At 71.4% G+C, this 15074-nt stretch carries 14 protein-coding genes; 6 read left to right on the plus strand and 8 right to left on the minus strand.

The window, feature by feature from the left end; all coding sequences use genetic code 11:
- Nucleotides 1–75: 75 nt before the first annotated feature.
- Nucleotides 76–471, plus strand: coding sequence for a hypothetical protein (locus AB0H83_RS24130; RefSeq protein WP_360098003.1), 396 nt, complete (start codon nt 76–78; stop codon nt 469–471).
- Nucleotides 472–835: 364 nt separating this feature from the next.
- Complete coding sequence (locus AB0H83_RS24135) at nt 836–1576, plus strand: FCD domain-containing protein (RefSeq protein ID WP_360098006.1); 741 nt, start codon at nt 836–838, stop codon at nt 1574–1576.
- Between the two features lie 151 nt (nt 1577–1727).
- Here AB0H83_RS24135 and AB0H83_RS24140 read toward each other — a convergent pair whose 3' ends face one another.
- The 3 genes from AB0H83_RS24140 to sodN all read right to left on the minus strand — a co-directional run bounded on the left by AB0H83_RS24140 (nt 1728) and on the right by sodN (nt 3346).
- Complete coding sequence (locus tag AB0H83_RS24140) at nt 1728–2159, minus strand: ATP-binding protein (RefSeq protein WP_360098009.1); 432 nt, start codon at nt 2157–2159, stop codon at nt 1728–1730.
- Nucleotides 2160–2383: 224 nt separating this feature from the next.
- On the minus strand, nt 2384–2869 hold the full coding sequence (locus AB0H83_RS24145; protein WP_360098012.1) for a GNAT family N-acetyltransferase: 486 nt from the start codon (nt 2867–2869) through the stop codon (nt 2384–2386).
- A gap of 72 nt (nt 2870–2941) precedes the next feature.
- A complete protein-coding gene (sodN, locus tag AB0H83_RS24150) occupies nt 2942–3346 on the minus strand; it encodes a superoxide dismutase, Ni (protein ID WP_033358451.1) in 405 nt (134 codons plus the stop codon).
- A gap of 69 nt (nt 3347–3415) precedes the next feature.
- On the opposite strand from sodN, the gene AB0H83_RS24155 reads away from it, so the two are divergent.
- The 3 genes from AB0H83_RS24155 (at nt 3416) to AB0H83_RS24165 (ending at nt 5972) form a co-directional block, all read left to right on the plus strand.
- Nucleotides 3416–3730, plus strand: a complete 315-nt coding sequence (locus tag AB0H83_RS24155) for a S24/S26 family peptidase (RefSeq protein ID WP_360098063.1) — start codon at nt 3416–3418, stop codon at nt 3728–3730.
- A 173-nt stretch (nt 3731–3903) separates the two neighbouring features.
- Entirely contained in the window at nt 3904–5022 is a 1119-nt protein-coding gene (locus AB0H83_RS24160) for an NADP-dependent malic enzyme (protein WP_360098066.1), read from the plus strand.
- Nucleotides 5023–5027: 5 nt separating this feature from the next.
- On the plus strand, nt 5028–5972 hold the full coding sequence (locus tag AB0H83_RS24165) for a zinc-binding dehydrogenase (RefSeq protein WP_360098015.1): 945 nt from the start codon (nt 5028–5030) through the stop codon (nt 5970–5972).
- A 115-nt stretch (nt 5973–6087) separates the two neighbouring features.
- Here the strand turns inward: AB0H83_RS24165 and AB0H83_RS24170 are convergent, their stop codons facing one another.
- Nucleotides 6088–7011, minus strand: coding sequence for a chlorophyllase (locus tag AB0H83_RS24170; RefSeq protein ID WP_360098018.1), 924 nt, complete (start codon nt 7009–7011; stop codon nt 6088–6090).
- A 73-nt stretch (nt 7012–7084) separates the two neighbouring features.
- On the opposite strand from AB0H83_RS24170, the gene AB0H83_RS24175 reads away from it, so the two are divergent.
- Complete coding sequence (locus AB0H83_RS24175; protein ID WP_360098021.1) at nt 7085–7699, plus strand: Pr6Pr family membrane protein; 615 nt, start codon at nt 7085–7087, stop codon at nt 7697–7699.
- Between the two features lie 6 nt (nt 7700–7705).
- Here AB0H83_RS24175 and AB0H83_RS24180 read toward each other — a convergent pair whose 3' ends face one another.
- The 4 genes from AB0H83_RS24180 to AB0H83_RS24195 all read right to left on the minus strand — a co-directional run bounded on the left by AB0H83_RS24180 (nt 7706) and on the right by AB0H83_RS24195 (nt 14782).
- Entirely contained in the window at nt 7706–9340 is a 1635-nt protein-coding gene (locus tag AB0H83_RS24180) for an FAD-binding oxidoreductase (protein WP_360098024.1), read from the minus strand.
- A 151-nt stretch (nt 9341–9491) separates the two neighbouring features.
- Nucleotides 9492–10526 (minus strand): alpha/beta hydrolase, encoded by a 1035-nt coding sequence (locus AB0H83_RS24185; protein WP_360098027.1) that lies wholly within the window; start codon nt 10524–10526, stop codon nt 9492–9494.
- Nucleotides 10527–10733: 207 nt separating this feature from the next.
- Complete coding sequence (locus AB0H83_RS24190) at nt 10734–10910, minus strand: DUF6104 family protein (protein WP_360098030.1); 177 nt, start codon at nt 10908–10910, stop codon at nt 10734–10736.
- Between the two features lie 86 nt (nt 10911–10996).
- A complete protein-coding gene (locus AB0H83_RS24195) occupies nt 10997–14782 on the minus strand; it encodes a multifunctional oxoglutarate decarboxylase/oxoglutarate dehydrogenase thiamine pyrophosphate-binding subunit/dihydrolipoyllysine-residue succinyltransferase subunit (RefSeq protein WP_360098033.1) in 3786 nt (1261 codons plus the stop codon).
- Nucleotides 14783–15074: the final 292 nt, after the last annotated feature.

The following is a 15074-nucleotide window of genomic DNA, read 5'->3' on the forward strand; positions in this document are numbered from 1 at the left end:
GCCAGCGCGATAAGGTTGGCGCGCGGGATACGGAGTCCTGCGCCAGCGGGCGGTCGGCGGAGAAGGGAATGCCAGGTGGGCGGCACGGTAGCACCCGAGCAGGCGCCGGCGACCCTGCGATGGGCGGTGCGGCTGCTGTTCCTGGAGGGCGCCGGGCTCGCCCTGCTGACGCTGCTGTTCGTGTACTACGACGTCACCGGCGAGTGGACGGCCGCCGAGATCGCTCTGTCCACGACCGGCTATCTGGCGCTCATGACCCTGCTGTTCCTGTCCGTCGCGGTCGCGCTGCACCGCCGCCGCCGGTGGGCCCGCGGCCCCGGCATCGTCGCCCAGATGCTGCAGATGCCGATCGGCTGGACGATGCTCACCCACGGCCAGCCGCTGATCGGCGCCCCGCTGTTCGCCCTCGGCCTCGCCGGCGCGATCCTGCTCTTCGCCCCGTCGACGCGTATCGCGCTCGGGATCCGCTGAGTGCCGGCGGTCCGCGTCTGCGGCCCGCGGTCCGGGGTCCGGGGTCCGCTCGGTGTTCGGCCCGGACCGGACAAAACGGACGACGCGCGGTACTGCTGAAGCGGTACTGCTGAACCTGACGAATCCCACGTCTGAACCTGACGAGCCCCTCGTCGTCTGGCATATCGTCTGGCATATGGCCGGACCCGGACGAATCGCCCGACGCTGGGCGTCGCTGAACCCGGACAAATCGCGCACCGTTCGGCATCCACCGATTCCGGCATACCGCCGGACGCCTGAGATCCAGTGAGCTCCGACAAAATGTAGGAGTGGGGGCGGCATTGCAGGTCCCGCTGGTGGCCGGTGTGGCATACGCTGATTTGTCGTGACGGTCGCACCCGCCTACCAGGTCCTCGCTGACCGGCTCCGCGTCGAGATCATGTCCGGCCAGCTCCAGCCGGGCGCACGACTGCCGACCGAGCCGCAGTTGTGCGAGCAGTCAGGCCTGAGCCGCTCCACCGTCCGCGAGGCCCTGCGCCTGCTCAGCAGCCAGCACCTGATCGTCACCACCCGCGGCGTCAACGGCGGCAGCTTCGTCGCCGAGCCCGACGCCCGCACGCTCGGCGACTCCCTCACCGACGGCGTCGGCCTCCTGCTCGCCAGCGGCGCCGTCAAAGGCGACGACTTCCTCGAGGTCCGCCGGATGCTCGAGGTCCCCGCCGCCGGCCTGGCCGCCGCCCGCCGCGAGCCCCACCACCTGCGCGAGCTCGAAGCCGCCATGTTCGACCCGGACTCCGCGAGCCTCGACGAGCGCCTCGCCGCCCACGCCGCGTTCCACCTCGCGGTCGCCGCCGCCTCCGGCAACACCCTGCTCTGCCTGGTCGTGCAGCCGCTCTACACCGTCAGCGACCGCAAGGCCGCCGCCCACAACGCCCCGCCGCCGATGTGGCGGCTGATCGACCGCGACCACCGCGCCCTGCTCGCCGCGATCCACGACCAGGACATCGAGCTCGCCATGGAGATCGCCCGCGGCCACATCGACAACGTCCGCCCGGCCGAGGTGCCGCCGCATCACGTCCGCCCTCCGGTGCCCGGCGTGGCGGCGCTCAAGGAACGCCCGCTGTAAGTCCCGCTGCCACCTTCGCCCGCAAGCCCCGGCTGTAGCGGCGTGGAGCGGGCTGTCTTACGACGGGCTGCCCGGTGCTGGCGTGCTGCCTCATTCGCACCCTAGACCAGCGGTGCAAGTTGATGTTCGAAGCGGTCGCTCTCAGTAGTATCTACGACTTCGGGCGGCGTTTGGTGAGGCGGATGATTGCCTGGAGGCCGTCGACGGTTGCGGAGACCTCGTCGGCCAGGGCGCTGAGGACCTGCCAGGCGAAGGACTCGCCGCCGGGGAGGCGCTCGTTGGGGGAGCCCAGCGGGACCGACGTCTCGACCGTCAACGCGTCGGCGGTGACCGTGAACCGGCACGCCAGCTCGACGGTGTCGCCCAGCTGAGGGGTCTCGCTGGCCACGGCGAGCAGCATCGCGCAGGCCTCGTCGACGGCGATGCGCAGGTCTTCGATCTCGTCGAGGGTGAACTGCAGCCGCGCGGCCAGACCCGCCGTCGCGGTGCGCAGCACCCCCAGGTAGGCGGGCGACGCCGGGACGGCCAGCAGGACGACGTCGTCGCCGTCTGCGCCTGACCTCTTCGAAACGACCTGAGTCACGCGATGAACCCCCTTGCCCGCGACTCTACGACGTCTCCGCACGCCCCGGCGCGGCGGACACGACCGTGGGCCCGGCGGCGGACGTCCACGAGTCCTGTGGGGGTCCCCCGGCCCCCGCCGCGGTGCCGTACGCGGCGGCGCAGCAGAGCCCGCCGCGACGGCCGCGCCGACTGCCCCCGGAACAGCGTCGGCCGACCCCGAAACAGCACCTGCCGCAGGGGAAGTCACGCCGGTGTCGTGCCTGCCAGGGCCGTCAGTGCGTCGCCCGAGAGCCGGTACGGCAGCCAGTCCGACTTGTGCCGCGCCCCCAGCGACTCGTAGAAGCCGCGCGCGGGGTTCCAGTCCAGCACCGACCACTCCAGCCGCGGGTACCCCGACTCCACGCAGATCCGCGCGAGCGCCGCCACGAGCGCCTTCCCGGCCCCGGTGCCGCGGGCCGCCGGCCGGACGTACAGGTCCTCGAGGTACACCCCGTGCACGCCCTCCCAGGTGGAGAACGTCCGGAACCACAGGGCCATCCCGACGGTCTCCCCGCCGGCGCGAGCGACGTGGCAGAACACCGACGGCGCCGGGGCGAACAGCGCCGTGCGCAGCTGCTCCGGCGTCAGATGGCACTCCTCGACGGCCTTCTCGAACTCGGCGAGCTCGTACACCATCGCGACGATCGCCGGCACGTCCTCGTCCGTGGCCGGGTGGATCTCGACGCTCATCTATGTACCTCCGATAAAGAAACGCCCCCCACCCGCGTGTGCGGTGTGGGGGGCGAACCTGTCAGCTGCAGGTCAGGCCTGCTTGGTCTCCCAGAAGATCTTCGCGATCTCGTCGATCTTCGCCAGCAGCTTCTCGGCGACGGCCGGGTCGACCGAACCCTTGGCGCCGGAGGCACCCGCGAGCTTCGTCGCCTCGTTGAAGAGGTTGTGCAGCTCCGGGTACTTCTCGAAGTGCGGCGGCTTGAAGTAGTCGGTCCACAGCACCCACAGGTGGTGCTTGACCAGTTCGGCACGCTGTTCCTTGATCAGCAGGGCCCGGGTGCGGAACTCGGGGTCGCTGCTGGCCTGGTACTTCTCGCTGATTGCCTTGACGGACTCGGCCTCAATACGGGCCTGCGCCGGGTCGTAGACACCACACGGCAGGTCGCAGTGGGCGCTCACCACGGTGCGCGGGGTGAATAGCCGCGACAGTCGCATCGAACCCTCCAGGGTGATTTGCGATGATCCTCAGTGCTGACCCTACTCCTATCCAAGTCCGGGGATTTCATGCGCCTGCCGTGGTTCACCGCACTCGTGCACGGGCCTTCGATGGCGCCGACGCTGCGCCACGGTGATCGGATTTTTGTCCGCCGCGCCGGTACGGCCCGTGCCGGCGACGTCGTCGTCGGGTGTTTCCGCAGCCGGCCGGGTCTGCTGGTGGTGAAGCGCGTGGCCCGGGCCGACGGCGACGGATGGTGGCTGACCGGCGACAATCCCTTCGGATCGGATGATTCGGCCACGTACGGTACCGCCGACATCATCGGACGTGTGACATTTCGATGGTGGCCACAACCGGTGCGGTTGCGGCGCAACCCGGCGTAAGGTGATGCGGATACCGGGTCACCCCCGCTGAATCGCATCATGAGCGCTTCACCACCCGTGCGCTCCGCGGAAACACCAGCATTGTCAGACGTGGCAAAGGAGCCCCCGTGTCTGCACCCGTGACCAATCACGCCCTTGAAGGGCCAGTGTTCGACCTGCATCAGGGCGGCAAGATGTCCGTCCAGTCCAGCGTCCCGCTCGCCACCCGCGAGGACCTCGCCCTGGCGTATACGCCTGGTGTGGCCCAGGTCTGCGAGGCCATCGCCGACGACGAGTCGCTGGTCCACCAGCTGACGTGGGTCGGCCGCGCGGTCGCCGTCGTCACCGACGGGTCCGCCGTGCTCGGACTGGGCAACATCGGCCCGCGCGCCGCGATGCCGGTCATGGAGGGCAAGGCTGTCCTCTTCAAGCAGTTCGGCGGGGTGGACGCAGTGCCGATCTGTCTCGACACTCAAGACCCGGACGAGATCGTCGCGATCGTCACCGCCCTCGCACCGTCCTTCGGCGGGATCAACCTGGAGGACATCTCCGCCCCGCGCTGCTTCGACATCGAACGCCGGCTCGAGGCGACCCTGCCGATCCCCGTGTTCCACGACGACCAGCACGGCACCGCGATCGTCGTGCTCGCCGCGCTGCGCAACGCCGCCCGCGTCCTCGGCCGTGACCTGCGCGACCTGCGCATCGTCGTCAGCGGCGCCGGCGCCGCCGGAGTCGCCGTCACCAAGATGCTGATCAGCGGCGGAGCCGACGCCGGTGAGATCGTGGTCCTCGACTCCCGCGGCTGCCTGCACACCGGGCGCACCGACCTCAACCCGGAGAAGGCCGCGCTCGCCGCGACCACCAACGCCGGCGGGATCACCGGCGACATCGCCAGCGCCCTGCGCGGCGCCGACGTCCTCATCGGCGTCTCCGGCGGCACCATCGGCGAGGCGGCCCTCGCCGGCATGTCACCCGGCGGGGCGATCTTCGCCCTGGCCAACCCGACGCCCGAGGTGCACCCGGAGATCGCCGCCCGGTACGCCGCCGTGGTCGCCACCGGCCGCAGCGACTTCCCGAACCAGATCAACAACGTCCTGGCGTTCCCGGGCATCTTCCGCGGTGCCCTCGACGCCGGCGCGACCCGGATCACCGACGGCATGAAGGTCGCCGCGGCCAACGCCATCGCCGGGGTCCTCGCCGAGAGCGAGCTGTCCACCGGCGCGATCGTGCCCAGCGCCCTCGACCCGCGGGTGGCGCCGGCGGTCGCGGCCGCGGTGGCCGCCGCGGCCCGCCGCGACGGTGTGCTGAGGTAGTCGTCATGCGTGCCGCTTTCGCTTCCAGCTTCAACGATGCCGACCCGCTCGCCGGCCTCACGGTCGGCGACGCGCCGGAGCCGACCCCCCTCGACGGCTGGGCCGTGGTGGACGTGCGCGCCAGCGCGCTCAACCACCACGACCTGTGGTCGCTGCGGGGCGTCGGCCTCCGCGAGGACCAGCTGCCGATGATCCTCGGCTGCGACGCCGCCGGCATCGGCCCCGACGGTGCCGAGGTCGTCGTGTACCCCGTCGTCTTCACCGAGAAGGGCGACTTCTCCATCCTGTCCGAGCACTACCAGGGCACGGTCGCCGAACGCGTCACCGTGCCCGCGTACAACCTGGTGCCCAAACCCGCCGAGCTCTCCTTCGCCGAGGCGGCCTGCCTGCCGACGGCGTGGCTGACCGCGTACCGGATGCTGACCACCAGGGGCAGGCTGGAGGCCGACGGGTCGGTGCTGGTGCAGGGCGCCGGCGGCGGGGTCGCCACGGCCGCGGTGCTGCTCGCCAAGGCCCTCGGCGCCAGGGTCTACGCCACGAGCCGCGACGCCGCGAAGCGCGAGCGCATCGAGGCTCTGGGGGCCACCGCGTACGACTCAGGGGCCCGCCTGCCCGAACGCGTCGACGTCGTCATCGAGACCGTCGGCGAGGCCACCTTCGAGCACTCCATGAAGTGCGCGAAGCCCGGCGGCCGCATCGTCGTGTCCGGTGCCACCAGCGGGCACCTGCCGAAGGTCAACCTGCGCCGCATGTTCGCGCTGCAGCTGGAGATCCTCGGCTCCAGCATGGGCAGCCCGGAAGAGCTCGCCGACCTGATGACGCTGCTGGCGAAGACCGGCGTACGGCCCGTCATCGACTCGGTGGTGCCGTTCTCCGACGCCCGCGCGGCGTTCGAGAAGCTGCACTCCGGCGACATCTTCGGCAAGGTGGTCCTGGACCACACCGCTTAGCAATCCGTGCCGGCGGCCGGGCCGCCGTGGTGATCGAAGTCGCGTCCTGGTCGTCCGGGCGACCACGACGCGACTTCGATCAACCAGGCGAGATCAACCAGGCGAGATCACGGGGTCAGAGGCGGTCGTCGAAGGACGGGCCGCGGGGCAGCTGCTGGCGGGCGGACGCGTCGCCGTACAGCTCCAGGCGCAGGAACGCGAGCGTCAGCGACCGCACCTCGGTGAACGACGCGGCGCCGGGGCGCAGGTACGGGTCGTTGTGGTTGCCGCCGGGGACGGTCAGCATCGCCTTGGACCAGGGCACGATGTCGTAGGTGGCCTTGCCGGAGGCGTAGGAGACCAGGGGATCGGCGTCGCCGTGGACGAACAGCAGCGACGCGGGCGTGCCGGTGAAGGCGGTTCCGACGCCGAGGCCGCTGCCGGCCAGGACGATGCCGGCGTGCAGGCGGGCGTCGCGGCCGGCGGTGAACAGGCCGACGGTGGTGATGGCACCGGCGGAGTGGCCGGCGGCGGCCAGCCGGGTGCCGTCGATGCGTTCGCCGAGCGGGCCGGCGAGGACCTGGCTGAGCACGAAGCTCGCGTCGGCCGGCTGGTTGAGCACGTCGTAGACGTCGAGGCGGGGCGCGGTGCGCGACGTGTTCGGGTACGCCGGGGCGATCACCGCGAAACCGGCCGCCGCCCACGTGGTGAGCAGCGGCGCGAACGACTCGGGGGTGCCGTTGAGGCCGTGGCTGAACACGACCGCCGGCACCTTCGCCGTGGTGGACGGCAGCCAGACGACGGTACGCAGGACGCGGCCCTCCCTGCGGTACGTGACCTCCTGCCGCGACACGTCCAGCGCGGCCCTCGGCGCCGGCAGCGGCGGTAGCGGCGCGACCTGGGCGAGCCTCGGCGCGACGGTGCCGGCGGGGGACGGCGACGGGGTGACCCACCGGGCGGGCGCGGGCTGACCGGTGCAGCCGGTGACGCCAGCCGTCAGAGTGGTCGCCGTGGCGGCCACCGCGGTGGCCCGGGCCAGCAGGAGGGCGAGACGGCGCATGGCATCAACCGTACGAGAAGCGTGCCGTGATCAAGGCTGGCCCGTCGGGCGATTTCGGGCTACGTTGCGGCCCATGTCCGTTGTCTTCCGGGTGCTCACCGCCGTGAGTGCGCTGGCCGGGATCGTGCTGCTGCTCGACTACACCCAAGGTGACGGCGGCGTGTTCGTCTACTTCACGGTGCAGAGCAGCGTGATCATCGCGGTGGTGTCGGCCGTGGCGGCGTGGCGGCCTGTGCCCGGGTGGGTGCGTGGGGCGGCGACCCTGTACAGCTGCATCACGGGCACGGTCTACCACTCGCTGCTGGCGAACCCGGCGAGCCCGTTCCACGTGGCCGACTCCGGGGCGCACGCGCCGCACAACATCCTGCTGCACACGGTGACGCCGATCCTGGCGGCCGTCACCTGGCTGCTGGTCGACCGGGAGCCGGTGCGGTGGTGGTACGCGGCCGTCTGGCTCGGCTACCCCCTGGCCTACCTGGCATTCGCGCTGATCCGCGGGGAGATCGTGGACCGGTACCCGTACCCGTTCGTCGACGCGGGCGAGCTCGGGTACGGCGGGGTGGCGGTCGCCGCGCTCGGCTTCACCGTGGCGTTCTTCCTGCTGGGGCTGCTGCTGATCGGGTTGGGTGCGGGCGTCAGGGCGGTGCTGCAGCAGCGCACCCGCGTCGAGGACGCCACAGGGGCATGAGGCTGGTCACAACAGCGCACCCGGGTTCAGGATGCCGCGGGGATCGACGGTACGTTTCGCGGCCCGCAGCACCTCGGTGACGAGCGGGTCCCGCTGCCGGGCGAGCCACGGCAGGTGGTCACGCCCGACCGCGTGGTGGTGGGTGATCGTGCCGCCGTTGGCGATGACGGCCTCGCTCACCGCAGTCTTGATCTCGTCCCAGATCACCACCTCGGCGCCGCGGCGGGCCGGGGTGATGATGGTGAAGTAGGGCGCGGGACCGTCCGGGTACGCGTGGGTGAGCCGGCAGGTGACCACGGCGACGCGGGCCGGGGCGGCGGCCTGCGCGGCGGCGGTCACGGCCGCGTGCAGCGCCTCGAAGCGGCTCCACGGGCACGCGGTCTCGACCGTCTCCACGACCAGGCCGAGCCTGATGAGGGCGTCCCTGGTGTACGGCGCCCGCAGAAACGACGATCGCCAGCTGGCGACCTCCCCCGCACCGCCCGAAGCCGCAGCGCCCGAAGCCGCAGCGCCCTCGTCCCCGGCCGGCGCCGCGGACCGCCCGTCCCCGCCCGGCGCCGCGGAAGGCGGGCCGCCGGACGTGGCGACACCCCCGTGGTCGGCGCAGATGGTGAGCGCGTCGGCGAGCAGCGCCGTGGTGGCGCCCTCGAAGCCCAGCAGCAGCCGCGCCCGGCCGTCGGTCGAGCCGGCGTTCAGCATCGCCTCCACCGGGTCGAGCAGCCGGCAGTTGCTGGGCCGCAGCCCCGCCTGCAGGATCGTGCGGACCGCGGCGACCGCCTGGTCGTACACCGCGAACGCCACCGACGCCGAGGCCTTCCGCGCGGGCCGGTCGGTGACCCGCAGCCACGCCTCCACGATGACCCCGAGCGTGCCCTCCGAGCCGAGGAACAGCCGGTCGGTGGACGGGCCGGCGCCGCTGCCCGGCACCCGCAGCGACTCCACCGGCCCCTGCGGCGTGATCACCCGCATCGCCTCCACGAAGTCGTCGATGCGGGTCGGGCCGGTCGCGTAGTGCCCCGCCGAGCGGGTCGCGAGCCAGCCGCCGACGGTGGAGAACTCGAAACTCTGCGGGTAATGCCGCAGCGTCAGCCCGTGCGGCGCGAGGGCCTGTTCGAGGGCCGGGCCGAACACGCCGCCCTGGACCCGCACGGCGCGGTTGACCACGTCGACCTCGATGACGCGGTTGAGCCGGCTCAGGTCGAGGGAGACCCAGGGGTTGTCGCCGCGGTACTCGACGCCGCCGACGACGGAGGTGCCGCCGCCGTACGGCACGACCGCCGCGCCGACCGCCTCGGCCCAGTCGAGGGCGGCGACGACGTCGTGCCCGGTGCGCGGGTAGCAGACCAGGTCGGGCGGGTTGTAGAGCCGGCCGTGCAGGGCGCGCACGACGTCGCGGAACGCCTTGCCGTACGTGTGTGCGGCCCGGGTCACCGCGTCGGCGGCGAACGCCTCCTGCATGATCGACGGGGGGATCAGGCGGGGCGGGGCGAGGACCGGGTCATAGGGGACGGGCAGCACGGAGCCGTCGATCGGCAGCCACGGGCGCAGCGACGTCTCCGCCAGGCGGCGGCACGCGTCGTCGTCGAGGGCGTCGTCCGCCCACCCCCAGCCCCACCAGGACCGTTCACGCCAGGCGGCCATTGACGGAGAGTGCCACAATCCGACACGTTCGGCCACTGTCCGCAGGTCAGGTCATCGGTATTCTGGCGGCCATGCCCGATGAGCGCATTGACCCAAGTCAGAACACTCAGGCATTCCAGGCATGGGTGGACAACAACAACGAGCAGGCGGCTCAGCCCGCCGCGACCGGTGCCAGGCTCGGCCTCGTGGTGGCCGGCGCGGTGGTCGCGGTCGTAGTGGTCGTCGTCGTGGTGCTGGCGCTGCTGTAGATCCCGACCGACTCGAAGCGCGTCACGCCGTCGAGCGTGGCGTCGCCGGCCAGCCGGAGCCGGGCGGTGTCGTCGCCGTCGAGCGCCCAGGTGAGGAAGTCCAGCAGCGTCGCCATCGCCTGGTGGTGACCGCGTTCCGCGTCGTTGATGCCGGCGCCGTGCTCGCCGCCGATGATGGTGAGGAACGCCTTCGGCCACGGGTTCGCGGCGTAGGAGGTGCGGCCCTGCTCGTAGGCGACGACCGGGTCCTTGTCGCCGTGGATGAACAGCATCGGCACGGGGCTGCCCCGGTAGGCGCCCGCGGGACGGCCCGCGAAGATGACCCCGGCCTTGAGGCGCGGGTCCCGGTGCACGGTGAAGAGCCCGTCGGTCGTGGTGCCGCCGCCGGAGTGCCCGATCGCGGCCATCCGGTCCGGGTCGATGCTGCCGGCGAGCGGGTTGTCCGGCTGGAGCATCTGCGTGACGACGAACGACGCGTCCAGTGACTGGTTCGGTACGTCCAGCTTGTTGAACTTCGGCGTGTCCTTCTTCGTGAATGGGTACGCCGCGGCGACGACCACGTAGCCGGCCTCGGCCAGGAACCTGGTCATGCCCTCCTGCATCTGCGGGTTGCTGTAGAAGCCGTGGCTCCACACGATCAGCGGCAGCTTCCCCGGCAGCGGCTGGGCGTCGCCCTGCGGCTGGCCCTTGGTCCGGCGGGCCGAGCCGCGGGTCGGATACCACACGGTGGTGGGCAGCGAGCGGTCCTTGCCGCGGGCGAACATGAAGTGCCGCACGCCGATCGCGTGCCCGCTGGCGCCGGAGGCCTGCGCGCTCGCCGCGGCGGGGAGCGGCTCGGTGGCCGGGTCCGCGCCGGAGGCCGAAAAAGCGCCGCCCAGCAGGAGCAGGGCGGCGGCCAGGAGCGACACGGTTGCGGAACGGTTGCGACTCGGGGGCACGTACAGAATGTAGGTGCGCGATGCGCGATGCCGTTATCACCCGTCCGGGGACAATCGAATGCCTTGCCGGGCTACACCAGGTTGCCCGTTGTATGACCCATTTGGTGGATACGGCCGCACCCGCCGGAGCGGCAAATACCGGCAATTCCGGCAATTGACGCGCGTCGGATCGCGCGTCCTGCGTCCGATCGCCGGCATTGTCCGGCGTCAGTCCTCGTCGTCGTCGAGGCGGGCGAGGTAGACCGCCAGGCGCTCGATCGGGGTCTCGAACTCGGGGTGCTGGTCGACGAAGTCGCGCAGGCGCTCGGCCAGCCACTCGATCGTGACCTCCTCCTCGCCGCGGCGCTGTGCGAGCTCCTCGATGCCGCGGTCGGTGAAGTACATGGGACGTGCCCTCCTACGGGGAGACGGACGGGGAAGAGGACGGAGGGCACGACGCGCGTGCGTCGTGCCCTCCGGTCGTACGCGGCTCAGCGCTTCGGCAGCGCCGCCTCGATCAGTGCGTGCTGCTCGGCGTCGTGCAGCTTCGTCGAGCCGACCGCCGGGGCGGCCGCCGCCGGGCGGGAGATGCGCCGCAGGCTGACGCCCTGCAGGTGCTCGAGCAGGTTGAGGGCGATGAACGACCAGGCGCCCTGGTTCGCCGGCTCCTCCTGCACCCAGGCGAAGTCCTCCGCGTTGGGGAACTGCGCCAGGGCCTCGCGCAGCTCCTCGACCGGCATCGGGTAGAGCTGCTCCACCCGGATGATCGCCGTGTCGGTGATGCCGCGCTCGGTGCGGGCCTGCAGCAGGTCGTAGAAGACCTTGCCGGAGCACAGCAGGACGCGCTTCACGCCGGCCTTGTCGAGGGCGTTGCCCTGGATGCCCGGGTCGCCGAGGACCGTGGCGAACGTGCCCGAGGTGAAGTCCTCGACCGGCGACACGCACAGCCGGTGCCGCAGCAGCGACTTGGGCGTGAACACCACGAGGGGCTTCTTCTTCGGCGACAGCGCCTGGCGGCGCAGCAGGTGGAAGTGGTTCGCCGGGGTCGTCGGCACCGCGACGCGCATGTTGTCCTCGGCGCACAGCTGCAGGTAGCGCTCCAGCCGGCCCGACGTGTGGTCCGGGCCCTGGCCCTCGTGCGAGTGCGGCAGCAGCAGCGTCACCGCGGTGCGCTGCCCCCACTTGACCTCGCCGGAGGAGATGAACTCGTCGACGATGGACTGGGCGCCGTTGACGAAGTCGCCGAACTGCGCCTCCCACATGACGAGCGCGTCGGGGTTCTCCACCGAGTAGCCGTACTCGAAGCCCATCGCGGCGAACTCCGACAGCAGCGAGTCGTAGACGAACAGCTTCGCGTTGTCCTTGATCAGCGCGGACACCGGCATGTAGTCGGCGCCGGTCTCGGCGTCGACGATGCTGGCGTGACGCTGCACGAACGTGCCGCGGCGGGAGTCCTGCCCGGACAGCCGGACGGTGACGCCCTGGTTGACCAGCGAGCCGAACGCGATGATCTCGCCGAAGCCCCAGTCGATGTCGCCGGCGGCGGCCATCTTCGCCCGGCGGTCCAGCAGCTGCTGGACGCGCTTGTGCGGGGTGAAGCCATCGGGGAGCTTGACGTGCGCCTCGCCGACCGCGTGCAGGACGCTCGCGTCGATCGCGGTCTCCACCACCGGCTCCGGCTCCGGCTCGCGCAGCCGGGTGAGCCGGGACGCCGGGTTGGACGACGCGTCGCGGGTCGCCTTGAACACCGTCTCCAGCTGCTCGTGATAGTCCTTGAGCAGCGCCTCGGCCTCGGTGATCGGGATGTCGCCGCGACCGATCAGCTCCTCGGTGTAGATCTTGCGCACCGATCGCTTCTGGTCGATGATCGCGTACATCAGCGGGTTGGTCATCGACGGGTCGTCGCCCTCGTTGTGCCCGCGGCGCCGGTAGCAGACCAGGTCGATGACGACGTCCTTGTTGAACGCCTGGCGGTACTCGAAGGCGAGCCGCGCGACGCGGACCACGGCCTCCGGGTCGTCGCCGTTGACGTGGAAGATCGGCGCCTGGATCATCCGGGCCACGTCGGTGGAGTACAGCGACGAGCGCGAGTACTCCGGCGCGGTGGTGAACCCGACCTGGTTGTTGACCACGACGTGCACGGTGCCGCCGGTGCGGTAGCCGCGCAGCTGCGACAGGTTGAGCGTCTCGGCGACCACGCCCTGCCCGGCGAACGCGGCGTCGCCGTGGACGAGCAGCGGCAGCACCGTGTAGCCCTCGAGCTTGAGGTCGATCGAGTCCTGCTTGGCCCGCACGATGCCCTCGAGGACCGGGTTGACCGCCTCCAGGTGCGACGGGTTCGCGACCACGGACACCGTCGTGGCGTGTTCCCCGTCGGGGTGCGTGAACTTGCCGGTCATGCCCAGGTGGTACTTGACGTCGCCGGAGCCGTGCGCGGACTTCAGGTCCAGGTGCCCCTCGAACTCCGAGAAGATCTTCTCGTAGGGCTTGCCGACGATGTTGGCCAGCACGTTGAGGCGGCCGCGGTGCGCCATGCCGATGACGACCTCGTCCAGGCCGCCCTCGGCGGAGTTCTGCAGGATCTCGTCGAGCAGCGGGATCAGCGACTCGCCGCCCTCCAGGGAGAACCGGCGCTGCCCCACGTACTTCGTCTGCAGGAACGTCTCGAACGCCTCGGCGGCGTTGAGCCGGTTCAGGATGTGCTTCTGCTCGACGGTGTCGGGCTTCTCGTACGGCCGCTCGACCCGCTCGGCGATCCAGCGCCGCTCCTCCGGGTCCATGATGTGCATGTACTCGACGCCGACGCGGCGGCAGTAGGAGTCGCGCAGCACGCCGAGGACGGCCCGCAGCTTCATCTTCTGCTTGCCGGCGAAGCCGCCGACGGGGAAGACCCGGTCGAGGTCCCACAGCGTCAGCCCGTGCTCGAGCACGTCGAGGTCGGGGTGGCGGCGGATGCGGAACTCCAGCGGGTCGGTGTCGGCCATCAGGTGGCCGCGGACCCGGTAGGCGTGGATCAGCTCGACGACCCGGGCCGCCTTGTCGATCTGCCCCTCGGAGGTGCGGGCGACGTCGCGGACCCAGCGGACCGGCTCGTAGGGGATCCGCAGCGCGGTGAAGATCTGGTCGTAGAACCCGTGCTCGCCGAGCAGCAGCTCGTGCATGACCTTCAGGAACTCGCCGGACTGCGCGCCCTGGATGATGCGGTGGTCATAGGTGCTGGTCAGCGTCAGGATCTTGCTGATGCCGAGGTCGGCGAGGGTCTCGTCGGACATGCCGGCGTAGGGCGCCGGGTACTCCATCGCGCCGACGCCGATGATCGTGCCCTGCCCGGCCATGAGCCGCGGCATCGAGTGCACGGTGCCGATGCCGCCCGGGTTGGTCAGCGAGACCGTGGTGCCGGCGTAGTCGTCCATGGTCAGCTCGTTGCGCCGGGCCCGGCGGACGATCTCCTCGTAGGCCGACCAGAACTGGCGGAAGTCCATGGTGTCGGCGGCCTTGATGCTCGGCACCACGAGGGAGCGCGAGCCGTCGGGCTTGGCCAGGTCGATCGCGATGCCCAGGTTGACGTGTTCGGGCTGGATCAGGTTCGGCTTGCCGTCGATCTCGGCGAAGGCGTTGTTCATCTCCGGGTGTGCGGCGAGCGCCCGGACCATCGCGAAGCCGATCAGGTGTGTGAAGCTGACCTTGCCACCGCGGCCGCGGGCCAGGTGGTTGTTGATCACGATGCGGTTGTCGGACAGCAGCTTCGCCGGCACGGCGCGCACGCTGGTGGCCGTCGGCACCTCCAGGGAGGCGTCCATGTTCTGCACGATGCGGGCGGCCACGCCGCGCAACGGGACCTGCTTCGCGCCGCCGGGGGTGGTGGGCACCTGCTTCGTCGGCGCGGGCCTTCCGGCGGGCACCGCGGCGGGCGCGGCCTTCCGGGCCGGCTTGGCGGGCGCGGGCGCCGGCGCGGCGGGTGCCGGCATCGCGGCGGCGGGGGATGCCGCGGTGGCGGTGGAGGCCGCGGGGGCCGGGGGAGCGGCGGGGGCGGCGGCCTGCGGAGCTGCGGCAGCGGGGGTGGTGACGGACGCCGGCTCAGCCGCCTCGGCAGGCGCCGCCGAGCTGGCCTCGGCACCGTCCCCGCTGGGCTTGTAGTCGGCGAAGAAGTCGTGCCACGCGGGGTCCACGCTGGCCGGGTCGGCGAGGTACCTCTGGTACATGTCCTCGACGATCCACTCGTTTGGGCCGAAACCCGCCAAGGGGTTCTCCTGCGAGTTGGTCGCTTGGGTCGACACGGCTGTTGATCGCCTCTTCCAAACGGAGTTGCCAGGGCATGGGTCGCAGCCCGATTCCTACCCGACCCAGGCCCTGAGGGTCACGGATTCCGCGTCAAGGCTACGCGCTGCCTAGCGCTCGTTCGTCGCCGACGCCGCCGGAGTGACCATGTAGACGACGGCATGGGTCTGTCCCACACCGTCCCTTACAGTTGTGGGGGGGGGGGGGGGGGGGGCCCGGGGGGGGGGGGGGCGCGGGGGGGGGCGGGGGGGAACAGGGGGGGTGGGAATGTGGGGTGTGGTGAGGGGCCGC

This window comes from Dactylosporangium sp. NPDC050688 (assembly GCF_040654515.1).
Lineage (GTDB): Bacteria > Actinomycetota > Actinomycetes > Mycobacteriales > Micromonosporaceae > Dactylosporangium.